A 14,121-nucleotide genomic window follows, 5' to 3' on the forward strand; every position below is an offset into this window, starting at 1 on the left:
AATAACGCCCACTGCTCAGCGATCATGTCGATACCCGCTTGCTTAAAGCGCTGCATCAGTAATCGGTTCAATAAGCGACTTGCTAAGCTGGTGAGATGTACAAGCGATGCTTGTTGAGAGTAAACCACAATCCTTGCCTTTCGTCGCAACTGCTCAGGCTACATTAGTTGTATGTACAATTAATGGCAGACGATAATCGTTGTTGTTTACATCTCGGTAAAATGACGTGTTCTCAGCGGCAGGCAAGCAGTGCCACAAGCAAAACCTTAAGGCTTTGCTTGTGGCTACACTTAATACGCTGAAAAAGCTTACAGTATCAGTTGTCCGCAGACACGCTGATCAGCTTGAGCTGTTCTATCGCTTGATCCATTTTTAGCATCTGTTGCTCGGTAACTGACTTTGAGCAGATGATATGTCGAGTCGTGGGCACAGTGTTGAGTTCAGGAAACTGAATAATGGCCACCTTATCCACCAGATCAGGTTGTTGTTTTAAGATAAGCGATAACTCTTGCTGCTCAAAAAAGGCGATGTTCGCGCGTCTCTCTGCAATTAAACGCACGTTGTGAGCCTGATCACCGCGGTAATCCGCCTTGGCCGCCCGCATATTCAGCAACAAGTTGGTCAGCACCGTACTGTAGGCATAACCCTCTTTGAACAATACCACCATCGCTGGATTGTTAAGCAGCGCGTCTATTTGATGACCACTAAAATTTGCCGCATCGCCGACGGGCACCAAGCCAACGTAATCATGCTCTTGATAGGTGGGTAATGAGATACGACCATAGCGCTCACGTTCTTCGGTGTAGATCCAGTTCACTAAGCACAAAGGCTGTTTATCTGTGACAAAGTAATGCTGCACTCGCGCTGAGGGGGCTTTTACCCATTGATAGGGTAACTGGGCTTGCTTAAATACTTTCTCGCCGATTTCATAGCTAATGCCGTGCATCTGCCCAGCATCATCTCGCCAAATAAACGGCGGCCGTCCGGTAAAATATAAATTAATCGTTTCTGGCCTGATATTCGACTCTGCCACAGCAAAAAAGCAAGTCAGCCAAGCAACCAGTAGGCAAATACTTCGTGCCATGTTCCGCCCTCAATAACCTTTACTGCATAAGTATAGGTAGCATCTGACTAATTACCGAGCATATCTACCGGCAATGTCACAGAGACTTTAGCCGCTGGAACTTCTGCGTCTCGCCGATAAATTTCGTCAATCTCCCCCCGCCATATCATCATCTCTAACTGATACTGCAGCTTACCGACAAACTCTTGATGGTCGGCCGCGCGGGAAAAACCGTAGTAAATAGGCATTCGGTTAGGATAGCTAAAACTGGCGTAATAATAGTCGTGGAAACCTATCTCTTCAAAAGCGGCCTCTGCACTGTTTTTATCGATAACAGCAAGATAGTCAAACCGCTGCGCGGCAAACATCTTGGCAAGATTGGCATCATCGGCAGCAGTGACACGGGTCAAGCGGTTATCGTAATTAATAAAATCCGAGTAATAGGTGCCGAGCTTGAGACCAATTCGCTGCGTGAGTAACTGCTCTTCATGCACAAGGTCTTTGCCAGGATGGGCAATAAACAAAATGGCGTTAGCCCTAATTGCAATCGGGCCGATGTACTGCGCAATCTCGTTACGTTCCTGATTAAAAATAAGCCTCGGCACGATATGAATTCGGCCAAGGCTAAGGTCACGCATGGAACGTGGAAAAGGTTTATCTTGCCAGTCAATTTTGCAGCCTGCCCGTTCACAGGCGCGTTCTAAAATGACCACTAAGGGCCCGGTGAAACTGTGTGATGTTGCACCGTAGCGCATCTCTGGCGGACGCGGACGAAAATCCGCTTTCAATACCACTAACTCCTCCGCCGAGAGTTGCCAAGACAAACCCAGCAATGTGCCCCAGATAAACCATTTCAGCTTCATAACGTGACAGTAGCAATTAAAAGTACTTTCAACATAGCTGAGGCAACCAAGGGGCGCTATAACTCTTTTGTATTAATTCATGAATAATTAACTTATTGTTTTAATAACGATAACTGAGATTTATCCGTAACATACGTGGTTCAGCAGGGTGAAAATGCAGGTCTTCTACACCTTCATCCGCTTCACCCGATAAACGAGATTCATACCAATAGTCGATATCATGACTATCAAACAGATTCAGCACTTCGGCTTTCACATCCCATGCTTGCCAACGATAACCGAGTGACAAATTAACTAAGGTGGATGAATCGGCTTCATGCTCTTTAAAACTATCCAAGGTTCGCTTGCCGAGATAACGCAACCGCATGGCGGCATAAATGCCTTCGTCACCAGCTTGATAAGTAACGCCAGCACTCCCCACCCAAGGCACGGTGCCATCGACATACTTACCTTCGCTGTCTTGTTGCTCGGTAAAGCGCGCACGGGTATAAGCTAATTCAGCATCAAAGCTCAGCACATCGTTTAACCAATAATACGCGGTAACTTCCGTGCCATAGCGTTCCGATTCACGGCTAGGTTCGGTAGTACCAGCATCGCCAACATACAGCAACTCAGAGTCGAGACCGAGGTACCACACCGCGGCGGAGAAATTAAAGCGTTCAGCATCATAGTAACGCACCCCCACTTCAGCGCCTTTAGAGCGCACCAGCAGATCGACTTTGTCACTATCTTCACCAGATACAGGATCCACATTAATTGTGGCGCCACGGGCATCATTAGAATGGAAGCCTTGTCCGGCACTGGCATACAGCTCTGTGCTATCGGTTAAGCGGTAAGATAACCCGCCTTTTAAGCTCCAGATATCATCATTAGCATCACCGCTATTAAGTGCGTTATTGCTATCCACATCAGCGTCGTAGTAATCATAACGGCCCCCCAAACGTAGGGTTAATGCATCAGTAAGGTGAGTTTCGACTTTACCGAAGATGCCAGTCGAAAGTTCATCCACGGCATCATCACGCACGGTGTCGAGTCGACGGCGTTCTTGGGTGTGATACAAGCCAACATCACCAATATCGTCATAACGAACCTCGGCGCCAACGGTGATATCTGTTGGCAAACCAGCCCAAACAACATTCCAATCGCGCGCTAACTTACCGCCCCAAATAACGCGGTGGTCGACTTGCTCAAACTCATCACCTTCCAAGGGGTGCTCCAGTAAGTAGGTGAAATTAGAGAATAGGTTTAAGCGTGAACGGATCACATAAGCGCTTGCGCGCCAATCCGCATCGGTATAACTGGCTGATAAGCTGTAACGCGATGATTCGCCCCCAAGCGCAGTATCGAGCGAGCCGTATTCATCAATTAAACCACTAGTCACCGCGCGCGCTGGGATCTGGTCAGCTGAATTCCATTGGTTGTCATAAGCCATGAAAGTTACCGCTAACTGACCATCGGCAATATTGGTTAGATAACGCGCCAAGCCATTGTATTTTTTTACATCTTCCTCAACATCACGCCAAGGGCCGTCGTAACGTTGCACTTCACCACCAACAATCAAGCGGCTGTCTTGCCACTGCTGTTCACCGGTAGCCAAATAACGTTGATAACCATATTCACCCAAGGTCACACTCGCCTGCCGATATGGCAATTGGTCAAGCAGGCTAATATCTGCCGCGCCAGCCCCGGAGAAATCCCCCACCTCGGGATAGTAGGCACCTTTGCGATAATGAATCTGCCCAATTAACTCTGGCAATAAGAAGTTGAGGTCGGTGTAGCCTTGACCATGTCCATGGCTGCGCATATTGATCGGCATACCGTCGACGGTGGTGGCGAAATCAGTACCGTGGTCGAGGTTAAATCCTCGCAAAAAATATTGGTTAGCCTTACCAGAACCGCTGTGCTGGGTCACCATCATGCCCGGCACAAATTCCAACACCTCTCCCGTGCGAAGTAGCGGCCGAGTTTGAATTTCGCCAGCCCCAATCACCCCTTCAGATGCGGAGCTAGTTTGACCGAGCAAATTCATCTGTCGGCCAAATACAGCGATGCGTTCGATATCATCATGATTGGATTTTTTGTCTTGGGTTGTTGAGATATTGTCTTGAGCCGAAGCCAAAGGCACTGTTCCTAACGCCACTGCGATTAACAGCGATAATCGCAAAATGTTCATACTTTTTTCCCTTTAGTATTATTTTAAGGGCTAAGTATACGGAGATGACGTGGTCGTTATTTGATGCCACGCACGTTTGGTATTACGAATTTAATTTTCGTAATACTATGTGACATTCGTCACCGTCGGATTTTTAATCTTGTTAGTGAACGCGTTTAAAAGACATTGCCTGCCAAACAGAGAAATAAAACCGTTATGGCTGCACGCTTTAACTGGTGCGCTATCACACAGTACGCGGCTCAATTAAAGACGGTTGGGCAGATGCATTTCGGGTGGCGAATTTGAGCAGCGTGACGAATGGGATTTGGGGAAAGAGATAGCGAGTATCATCAATACGCTATTGATTTTATAGGAGCCGAAATAGATACCAACGGACTCAACACGCGGCAGGATGGCCAACGTTTCACTATTGCTGCAAGATTCTGTTCCTGCAAACCGCCATGAGCACATAGCAACATGCGGCCGTTTATTCTAGTGGTTGCGGCTCAGGCAGTAAGCGCCGCCCAAGCATCAACACACAACGGAGATGACTCATCACTCCGCTATGGCATTAGCGCCGATGTGGTTTGTTCGGCTTCTTATTATTACGGCTTTGTCCAAGCGCTTTGGCGCGTAAGTTTTTCTTCGACGGCTTACGCTTATTACTACTCGCCTCATCCTGCACCAGCAGATTAGGCTCAAAACCTTCCAGCCACTGCAGCAAAAACTGCTCGCCTGTGAGTTTTTGGATATCTTCGACCAAGTATTTCTCTTTATTTGATACCAACGACACCGCCAATCCCGTTTGTCCAGCGCGGCCGGTACGGCCAATACGGTGAATATAATCTTCGGCGTTATAAGGCAGTTCGTAGTTAACCACATATTGCAGTTGCTCGATGTCCAGTCCCCGCGCCGCCACATCGGTGGCCACCAGCACTCGCACCTGCCCCGCTTTAAACTGTTCTAAACCGCGATCACGAGCGCCTTGCGATTTATCACCATGCACCGCCGCCGCACTGATGCCATCTTTCGCCAGCTCTTTTACCAGTTCATCCACCGCTTGTTTGGTACGGGTAAAGATCAACACCTGCTGCCAGTTTTGGGAACCAATCAAATACGCCACTAACCCAGCTTTACGCTGATTGTCGACTTCATAAAAACGTTGTTCAATCTGCGCCGCCATCGCATTGCGCTCAGCAACCTCAATCAACTTAGGCTGCTTTAACATGGTTTTACTCAGGGCAAACACCTCATCGTTAAAGGTGGCGGAGAAAAACAAGGTTTGTCGCGCTGCGGGTAGGCGCTTAAGAATGCGCTTAATGTCGATAATAAAGCCCATATCCAACATACGGTCGGCTTCATCCAGTACCAAGGTTTCCAAACTACTGAGGTCGATAAGCTCTTTGAAAGCAAGTTCCAACAAGCGACCTGGGGTTGCTACCAGCACATCACAGCCTTGGTTAAGCGCCTCCAACTGCGGATTAATACTCGCGCCGCCATAAGCCACCACCGCGTTAAGCCCTAACCCTTGGCTGTATTTGACGAAGCTTTGGTGTACTTGTTGCGCCAGTTCGCGCGTCGGCGTCAGCACCAACACTCGAATGGCCTTAGCTGAAGTCGCACGCACCAGATGACGTTGAATCAATGGCAAAGCAAAGGCTGCGGTTTTACCGGTTCCGGTTTGTGCCCCCGCCATCACGTCATTCCCCGCTAACACGGCAGGAATGGCCGCTTGCTGGATGGGCGTTGGCACCTTGTAACCCACCGCATCGAGCACCGCCAATAAATCAGAATGAAGACCAAGAGAGGAGAAACTCATAACCAAACACCGCATACCGTAATTTAAGACGGCGCGATTGTAGCATCGAAACGTTAAAAGTCAGCGGAGAGTTAATCGCGGTAGCTGAACTTTGTCGCGTTCAACTTGCTGAGTTGACTATTCACGCTGACCGCGCCTCGTCCATATAGCACTTAATTCGACTAAAAATCGGCCACCAATGCGCAACAGCCTTTAGGCGAAGGCATTACGAGCATTCCTTTAAGCAAGTTGAGCCACCGATGGCTTCTAGCTTTCAGCCACTATAATAGCCATAAACTCCTCGCCCGAGCATCAATTAGCTAGCAAATCTGCTACGATCCCGCGCCAGTGCGCTAATAGCTTAACGTTGAATGAGACCCCATGGAAAATGTTGCCTTATTGGTTGATGTACAAAACGTTTATTACACTGTCCGCCAAGCTTATGGACGTCATTTCGATTACAACCGCTTCTGGGCGCAAGCAACCCAAGGACGTCAAGTGGTAGCAGCATTCGCCTACGCGATTGACCGTGGTGACAGTAAGCAACGCGAGTTCCAAAATATTCTGCGAGCTATCGGCTTTGAGGTAAAACTCAAACCCTTTATTCAACGTGCTGATGGCTCAGCCAAAGGCGATTGGGATGTGGGCATTGCCATTGACGCCCTCGAGCAAACTGCCGCGGCCGATACCGTGGTGTTGGTATCCGGCGATGGCGACTTTACCCCGTTAGTACAAACGCTACAGCAAAACCACGGCAAATCGGTAGAGGTTTATGGTGTTCCGCCATTAACTGCCGCATCATTGGTGCATGCTGCCAATCGTTTTATCGCCATTGATGAGCAGTTATTGCTGTAGCTGCGCTATTCCAACGCCGTAGCAGCGTAACGTCAAACTCACGTTTTCCATCAGATGTGCGTTCGGACAGTCCGCAATTGAAGCGCCGAGTCGCTTACGTGGGTTTAACGCACAGGCGCGTATTTTTGCAGTTTGCGTTGTAGCGTACGCCGGTGAATGCCTAGCGCTGCGGCGGTAGAAGAAACAAGGAATCGAGAACAATGAGCTGCCCACAAAATATAGGTAAAACTTTGAATATTAACGCATTATAAACAGACCGCGTGTAACAATAACTGTGGCAAATTGTCACAGTCAACAGCCGTCCGCATCATGTGCGCTAACTCACGGTTCTCCTAATAAATACAACTTTAGTCAACATTGTCATTTGCTTAATTGGGGGATAAGGTGGCAGAGGCTTTTAGTCATAAGAAATAACTTTAGTAATCGATAATCTAGCTTGCCAAGCTGCAGGTTTACGGGCATAGTGCCCTCGGCTAAAAAGCCGCAAATCATAAGAATTATTCCTAAAAAAATGAGGTATGACACCATGGCAGCTTCACCGCTAATGGGCACACCGCAAAAAACACCGGAGCAAAATCAACCCAAAGGTTACCTGTTTGCCTTAGTGATTCTTTCTACTCTGTTTTTTGCTTGGGGTTTTATAACGAATCTCAATGACACGTTAATTCCCCATCTCAAAAACGCCTTTTCTCTTAACTATTTCGAAGCGTTACTCATCCAATTTTGTTTCTTTGGCGCCTATTTTGTCATGTCGTTACCCGCTGGGGCGCTGGTTAAACGGGTTGGCTATAAATGGGGCCTAGTGGTTGGATTGTTGATTGCCGCAGTGGGATGTTTGTTATTTATCCCAGCGGCCATCTCAAAACTCTACCCGCTGTTCTTGGGCGCGTTGTTTATTCTGGCATCAGGGATCACCATATTGCAGGTGGCGGCCAATCCTTATGTCACTATTCTCGGCAAACCAGAAACCGCCTCTTTCCGTTTAACACTGACCCAAGCACTGAACTCTTTAGGCGGTACACTGGCTCCTTGGGCCGGGAGTTTGTTGATTCTGAGCTCTGCCACCTATTCGGTGGATATGACGCCAGCAGAACAAGCTGCAATGCATCTGCAAGAAGCTGACGCAGTTAAGTTCCCTTACCTGCTGTTGGCTATTGCCCTTGGCTTGTTGGCGGCAATCTTCGCAGCGATGAAACTGCCAGATATGCGTCAAGAGGAAGAAGAGCAAGCGATTGACAGCGATGACAAATCAGGTTCGGCGTGGAAATACCCTCACCTTGTATTAGGTGCACTGGGCCTGTTTGCTTATGTTGGTGCAGAGGTAACCATCGGTTCAACGATGATTAACTTCTTAGAGCTGCCAAACATTGCGGGTTTCACCGCCACTGAAGCGGCTAAATATGTAAGTTATTACTGGGGCGGCGCCTTGGTAGGCCGCTTTATCGGTTCTGCTGTGATGTACTATGTTAAAGCGCACAAGGTGCTGGCATTCAATGCCATCGTCAACGTTGCACTGCTGGCGACCGCCGTGATGAGTTCCGGCTCGACATCTATGTGGTCAATCATTGCTATCGGCTTATTTAACTCCATTATGTTCCCAACCATCTTCAGCTTAGCACTGACCGGGCTTGGCCGTCATACTTCACAAGGTTCAGGCATTTTGTGTCAGGCTATTGTGGGGGGGGCGATTGTGCCTGTGGTTGTAGGTAAATTTGCCGATGCTGCTGGCCTGCACATCGCATTAGCGCTGCCGATCATCTGTTACATCTATATCGCTTGGTACGGTGCACGCGGCTATCGTCCACGTCACTAATCCTTGTGTCCCCTATGGCCGCGGTGCTCACTAGTAGCACCGCGGCAAATGTTTGACCCCCTCAAGCAACTGTCACTAGCTCGCAGCTTCAGCAATACTCACCTCGTAACATTTGTTCACCAAATACTGCCGTTATTGCGGCTATTCACCGGTTTAAGCCCTTAATTATCGATAAGTTAACACTTATGATAGAGCGCATAACAAATGTCGTTCGACAGTAAAATTCGCCAGCCACTGGTGAGTGCAGATTAGGATCACTTAATGAAGAAATTTTTGCTTATCGGCTGTTTACTCAGCTGCATTCCCGCGTGGGCGCAAACACCAGCGGCGCCAGAAGCCAGTACGCTGGAAGTTCCGCAGTTACAAACCTTTGCCACAGAACATAAAGGTAAGTTTCACGGTAAAACGGTCAACTACACCGCCACAGTAAGCAATATGCATCTGTATAACGACCAAGGTGATGTGATTGCCGATGCCGTTACCACCGCTTATGTGGCCAACAGCAAAGATAATCGTCCTGTGACGTTTGTGTTCAACGGTGGTCCAGGCTCAGCATCTATCTGGCTGCATATGGGTTTGTTCGGACCAAAAGTGGTGTCAGTGCCCAGTGATGCTAAAGACGCAGGTAACGCCCCCTATACGTTGCACGACAATCCCTTGAGTCCGCTGGATAAAACCGATTTAGTGTTTATCGATCCTATCGGCACAGGTTTTAGCCAATTGGCAGGCAAAGGCACCGCTGAAGATGTGTGGGGATTACCCGAAGATGCCGAATCAGTCAGCCAAATTGTTAAACGTTGGATTGCAAAAAATAACCGTTGGAACTCCGCCAAATATATTGCCAGTGAGAGTTACGGCACCACCCGCGCCGCAGCGATGCAACCCTATTTAGATGACCGCAGTAATCCGGTTCGCATGAATGGCTTGATTTTGATTAGCCAAGCATTGGATTACACCGGCAGCACGCCTGCCGCCAATAACTTAATTGCCTACGTGACTTATCTGCCAACCATGGCGGCGACAGCTTGGTATCACGGCAAAATCGATCAAAGCAGCATCACCGTCCAAGCACTGGTCGAACAGGCCAAAAGCTTCGCGGTAGATACTTACCTGCCCGCACTGTTCAAAGGCAGCCAGTTACCAAAAACGGAGTTTGATGCGATTGCCGATAAGCTGGCGTATTTCACCGGGTTACCAGTAGACATTATTAAACGTGCTAACCTGCGTGTTGAGGCTAGCCGTCATGTAAAACTGTTGCTGGCTGACCAAGGCCTAGCTGTGGGCCGCTTAGACTCACGTTACCAAAACGATGAGCTAGACAATTTAGACGTTCATCCCCATTACGACGCCGCTAGCGTAGCGATCTCCTCCGCCTATAACGCGGCATTCCGCCACTATTTGGCGAATGACTTGCAAGTAAGTTGGTCACGCGATTATGTGGTGAGTTCTAGTGAAGTGAACCGCCATTGGATCTATGAGCGCAACTCACACAGCGAACCCAAATATGTGAATAGTGCCCATGAACTGTCAGAAGAGATGCGTAAAAACCCAAGCATGCACATTTTGCTTGCCAGCGGTTATTACGACTACGCCACGCCATTTTTTGATGCGGAATATACCTTTAGCCGTTATGGCATCGATCTATCACGCGTCACACAAACCTTCTACGAATCTGGCCATATGATCTATCTGCACCAACCCGATTTTGAAAAACTGGCGCAAGATATTCATCAATTTTACCCCCAATAGCTCGCCGTCTGGGCTGGTGTGCGCCAGCCCAACCTCCCTTTAACATCAGCGTACGTGGCCACCTTGCTTCGTTTTATCCTTCACTCACATACAGCCTTCACTTAATGGCCGCAATCGCCAACAGCAGCAATGTTGAGTGTCAGTCAGGTTTGAACTCTATCGACTTAATCATACTGCTCAGGCGGATTTCGCTATCGCGATCAAAGTATTCTCTGTTTTTTGGCGGATAATACTGCGCTTTCAGTATCACAGTGTTTGCCGCTATATCACTATGCATGGCGAGTTCAGCCAGCAAAACACATCTCGATTAATCATTGTCGTTATCGCTGTTGTTCAGCAAACGCCCGTTTGCTGAATGCCCACACTGAAATTCAACATTAGCAGTTCACCATTCGCGCACCAACACGCCGTTTGCCAAAGAGCAAACTTGGCGATTTGAGGGCGGCGATGGTTGTGACGCATAGATAAAGGAAGGAAAATGAAACAGATTTCACGTCACCATTTGCTCAACAAAATCACACTATTTGTCATCGGGCTATTTATTATGGCTATCGGCGTTGCGCTGTCGATTAAAGCCAACCTCGGCGTATCACCGATCTCCTGTGTCCCCTACGTATTGAGCCTGCATTTTGCGCTGAGCATCGGTGAACTGACCATTATCTTCAACAGCTTTATTGTGCTATTGCAGATACTACTGCTACGCCGCCGCTATCGGCCGCTGCAACTGCTGCAAATTATCGCGGCATCCTTCTTTGGCTACTTTATCGATTGCTCCATGCTATTGTTGCAACAGCTACAGCCGGATAACTATTTCTGGCAATTGTTTACCTGTGTTGCGAGTTGTGCGGTACTGGCATTTGGCGTGTTTTTCATTGTGAAAGCCAACTTAACCTACCTACCGGGCGAAGGGCTGGCGGTGGCAATTACCGATTTGCTGCAAACCGAGTTTGGCAAAGTCAAAATCAGTATTGATAGCGCGATGGTGCTGTGTGGCGTGCTGACCGCATTGCTGCTGTTTGGCGAGTTACTTGGTATTCGTGAAGGCACGATAATTGCTGCACTGCTGGTGGGATATCTGGTGAAACAGTTTGTGATCCGTTTCCACTTTGTTGACCGCTACTTTCCGGTTAGTGATGAACCCACTAAAACTACAGCCCCCGCCGCCAAGATCCATAAAGCAACCGAACAGTAGGCGCCTTGCTAAGTCGCTGATCATACAAAAGCCCCGTAAAAACGGGGCTTTTGCCAACGCAAGGGATGAGATTAAATCAGTCCTTCCGCTTTCATTGCCGCTTGCACTGCTGGACGGCTAGCAATACGCAGGCGATAGCTTTCCAGTGTTGGCCATGGGCTCAAATCAAATTTAACCATGCCAGCCCAACCGAGAATGGTAAAGAAATAGGCATCAGCCACGCTGAAACGGTTATTGAACAGGTATTGCTGCTCCCCCAACTCAGCGACCAACCAGTCCATACGTTTAGTCAGCTGTGCGGCCGTTGCGGCACGAGCGTCACCCACCAGATTAGGGTTAAACATCGCGCCCATTGGTTTATGGATTTCTGTTGACAGGTACACCAACAAACTTTGCAGTTGGTAACGAGCCATGCTGTCAGTTGGCACTAAACCCGCTTCTGGTTTCATTTCAGCCAAAAATTGCGAGATCACAATACCTTCAGTCAATACAGTGCCGTCATCCATCATCAATGCAGGAACGTAGCCTTTGCTGTTAACTTGCAGATAATCTTCACCTGAAACGGTTTTACGGGTAGGTATATCCACTTGCGCTAATTCAAATGGGAAACCGAGTTCTTCCAACACGATGTGTGGTGCCAATGAACAAGCACTAGGGGTAAAGTACAATTTCATCTGTCATAGATCCTTGATTAAATACCGGAATAAGTCTATGCATCTTCATTGATAAAGGAAGTACTTACCGAGAGGTAAGTATCGGAACCGTAAAAGCTTTCTATGTTTACCTCACAAGATGCTAAGCTAGCGTTCAAGTTGCGTTGGCTATACTCGGCGGCACTAGGGTCATCTCCCCTAGATGTTTGATTTTCGTTCACCCCAAACGCATTATGAATGAGGCGCTACCAGTGACTCTTGGGCAACTAAGTAAGCTGGACGCAACAACGCTCAGCAGGCGTTTAAATGAACCCTTCTGGCCGCTAAATAGCGTGAAAATGACCAGATAAGGTCAACAGCCCCTAAAATATCAGAGGAATTGATGATGAATAAATGGATGAAGTTAGCGCTGATTGCCGCTTGTGGTACAGCCTCCCTTCCATCTTTAGCTGAAGATCAACTTAGCATTGGTGGAGCTATCGGCTATTCACAATATGTCTATAAAGACTACGACAATCTCGTGCTGCCCATTCCAATGGTGAGTTATGAATCCGATAATTTCTATGTTCGCGGTATTTCTGCCGGTTACTACCTCATCAAAAATAAGCAACATGCCTTAGCGCTAGATGTTAGCTACTCGCCACGTCAATTTGATCCAGATGACACTGGCAACCGTCAAATGAAGTTGCTCAATCGACGTCATAGCACTGCGATGGTGGGGGTTCGATATCGTCTGTCAGCAGACTGGGGACAAGTCAATGTGGCATCACACATTGATGCTCTTGATGAAAGTGATGGTGGTGTGACTGCGGATGCCAACTACGGTTATCGCTTTAAGTGGAACCAAGCCCTGTCACTGACACCTGCTATTGGTGTTGAGTGGCACAATGACAAGTTTAACCGTTATTACTGCGGCGTAAGTCAACGCGAAGCGGTAGCCTCTGGGTTGACTGAATTTAAATCAGATTCAGGCTTCCTACCCTATGTGAATTTAACGGCTAGTTACCAAGTAAACCCAGAACTAACCACCTCATTGGCGCTACGTTACACATGGGAACCCAGTGGAGTCTCAGATAGCCCAATGGTTGAGCGTGATGGTATTTACTCAACCTATTTCACTGTCACCTACAAGATGTAACCCAAGATAGAAAATGCGCGTTACCCTTGCGGTTAACGCGCATTTTTAGTTAATAAGCCACGTGAGTTTCCGGGATATGGTGAAGCATTTTTCACCGATGACGTGTCGGTTCTGATGCCGTTGCATGTTGATATCAGCAGTATTGAGTAGGGCTTTACGGGTTTATTGAGCGCTTACATTACAACTATCATCTTTAAGGCAATCTCTAACTTGCTGGCCTGCCAAGTGAATCGCGTTCAGCCAAGCAAATAATCAATTTATACGCCAAACGAATGCAAATAGAGGAAACGTTCCGAGATTTCAACAGTCCAGCCTTCGGCTTTGGACTGCGTCAAAGCCGAACACATTGCCCCAAACGGTTTGACATCATCTTGCTGATAGCCTTGATGCTACAATGCTTGTTTTGGTTGGCAGGATTGCATGCTTTGAGCCGAGGGTGGCAGCGAGACTTTCAGGCCAACACGGTATCAACATACAATGTACTGTCCATCGTGCGACCAGGGCGCGAGGTGTTACTGAAATCAGGTTATGAATTCCCGTTGCGGGAGCTGCTTGCCGCAGCAACGCAATTAAGGACGATTTTAGGCCAAGATGGTTACGCATTAGCTGATTTATGAGGGGAACCTTCAGTGCGGTGCTCAACCTCAGCGGCTTGGCGATACTGCCACAACTGGATGTAACCCCGTACCTAGCGACCAAGCAACTGGCGCCAACAGCTCGATTATCAACCGCCCGCGTTTGGCATCTAAGGCATTTTTCGCAGCCGTTAGCCCTAAAATTACGGTTAGAAGCGGTTAGCGACTTTCTTCGTGCTAACCTCTCGTCAGTCACCTAATTTCGCACTA

The 14,121-nt window shown here is 48.1% G+C and carries 11 protein-coding genes and 2 pseudogenes; 7 read left to right on the forward strand and 6 right to left on the reverse strand.

Going from position 1 to position 14,121, the window contains the following annotated elements; all coding sequences use genetic code 11:
* Nucleotides 1–316: 316 nt before the first annotated feature.
* From ACN0TT_RS09450 to ACN0TT_RS09465, 4 genes are all read right to left on the reverse strand, one after another.
* Nucleotides 317–1,084 carry a transporter substrate-binding domain-containing protein gene (locus tag ACN0TT_RS09450; protein ID WP_417761903.1) on the reverse strand — a complete coding sequence of 256 codons (768 nt, stop codon included), beginning with the start codon at nt 1,082–1,084 and terminating at the stop codon, nt 317–319.
* 47 nt (nt 1,085–1,131) lie between these two features.
* Nucleotides 1,132–1,926: a substrate-binding periplasmic protein gene (locus ACN0TT_RS09455; RefSeq protein ID WP_417761904.1), complete on the reverse strand. Its 795-nt coding sequence runs from the start codon at nt 1,924–1,926 to the stop codon at nt 1,132–1,134.
* Nucleotides 1,927–2,026: 100 nt separating this feature from the next.
* Nucleotides 2,027–4,099: a TonB-dependent receptor gene (locus ACN0TT_RS09460; RefSeq protein ID WP_417761905.1), complete on the reverse strand. Its 2,073-nt coding sequence runs from the start codon at nt 4,097–4,099 to the stop codon at nt 2,027–2,029.
* Between the two features lie 550 nt (nt 4,100–4,649).
* Complete coding sequence (locus ACN0TT_RS09465; RefSeq protein ID WP_417761906.1) at nt 4,650–5,897, reverse strand: DEAD/DEAH box helicase; 1,248 nt, start codon at nt 5,895–5,897, stop codon at nt 4,650–4,652.
* A gap of 360 nt (nt 5,898–6,257) precedes the next feature.
* Between ACN0TT_RS09465 and ACN0TT_RS09470 the strand changes: the two genes are divergently transcribed.
* On the forward strand, nt 6,258–6,731 hold the full coding sequence (locus ACN0TT_RS09470; RefSeq protein WP_417761907.1) for an NYN domain-containing protein: 474 nt from the start codon (nt 6,258–6,260) through the stop codon (nt 6,729–6,731).
* A gap of 104 nt (nt 6,732–6,835) precedes the next feature.
* On the opposite strand, the pseudogene ACN0TT_RS09475 reads toward ACN0TT_RS09470, so the two are convergent.
* Nucleotides 6,836–6,916 (reverse strand): annotated as a pseudogene (locus ACN0TT_RS09475) (helix-turn-helix domain-containing protein); the annotation flags it as partial.
* A 341-nt stretch (nt 6,917–7,257) separates the two neighbouring features.
* Here ACN0TT_RS09475 and ACN0TT_RS09480 point away from each other — a divergent pair.
* The 3 genes from ACN0TT_RS09480 (at nt 7,258) to ACN0TT_RS09490 (ending at nt 11,485) form a co-directional block, all read left to right on the forward strand.
* Complete coding sequence (locus ACN0TT_RS09480) at nt 7,258–8,544, forward strand: sugar MFS transporter (protein ID WP_417761908.1); 1,287 nt, start codon at nt 7,258–7,260, stop codon at nt 8,542–8,544.
* Nucleotides 8,545–8,805: 261 nt separating this feature from the next.
* Nucleotides 8,806–10,293: a S10 family peptidase gene (locus tag ACN0TT_RS09485; protein WP_417761909.1), complete on the forward strand. Its 1,488-nt coding sequence runs from the start codon at nt 8,806–8,808 to the stop codon at nt 10,291–10,293.
* Between the two features lie 478 nt (nt 10,294–10,771).
* Entirely contained in the window at nt 10,772–11,485 is a 714-nt protein-coding gene (locus ACN0TT_RS09490) for a YczE/YyaS/YitT family protein (protein WP_417761910.1), read from the forward strand.
* 71 nt (nt 11,486–11,556) lie between these two features.
* Here the strand turns inward: ACN0TT_RS09490 and gstA are convergent, their stop codons facing one another.
* Complete coding sequence (gene gstA / locus ACN0TT_RS09495; RefSeq protein ID WP_417761911.1) at nt 11,557–12,159, reverse strand: glutathione transferase GstA; 603 nt, start codon at nt 12,157–12,159, stop codon at nt 11,557–11,559.
* Between the two features lie 361 nt (nt 12,160–12,520).
* Between gstA and ACN0TT_RS09500 the strand changes: the two genes are divergently transcribed.
* The 3 genes and pseudogenes from ACN0TT_RS09500 (at nt 12,521) to ACN0TT_RS09510 (ending at nt 14,111) form a co-directional block, all read left to right on the forward strand.
* Entirely contained in the window at nt 12,521–13,276 is a 756-nt protein-coding gene (locus ACN0TT_RS09500; RefSeq protein WP_417761912.1) for a MipA/OmpV family protein, read from the forward strand.
* A 218-nt stretch (nt 13,277–13,494) separates the two neighbouring features.
* Nucleotides 13,495–13,893 (forward strand): annotated as a pseudogene (locus ACN0TT_RS09505) (transposase); the annotation flags it as partial.
* The gene (locus ACN0TT_RS09510; RefSeq protein WP_417761913.1) at nt 13,890–14,111 is read left to right on the forward strand and encodes a hypothetical protein; all 222 of its coding nucleotides are present in this window, start codon (nt 13,890–13,892) and stop codon (nt 14,109–14,111) included. The pseudogene ACN0TT_RS09505 and the gene ACN0TT_RS09510, both read left to right, overlap by 4 nt.
* Nucleotides 14,112–14,121: the final 10 nt, after the last annotated feature.

The sequence above is a fragment of the Shewanella sp. genome (genome assembly GCF_048265805.1).
Taxonomy (GTDB): Bacteria; Pseudomonadota; Gammaproteobacteria; order Enterobacterales; family Shewanellaceae; genus Shewanella.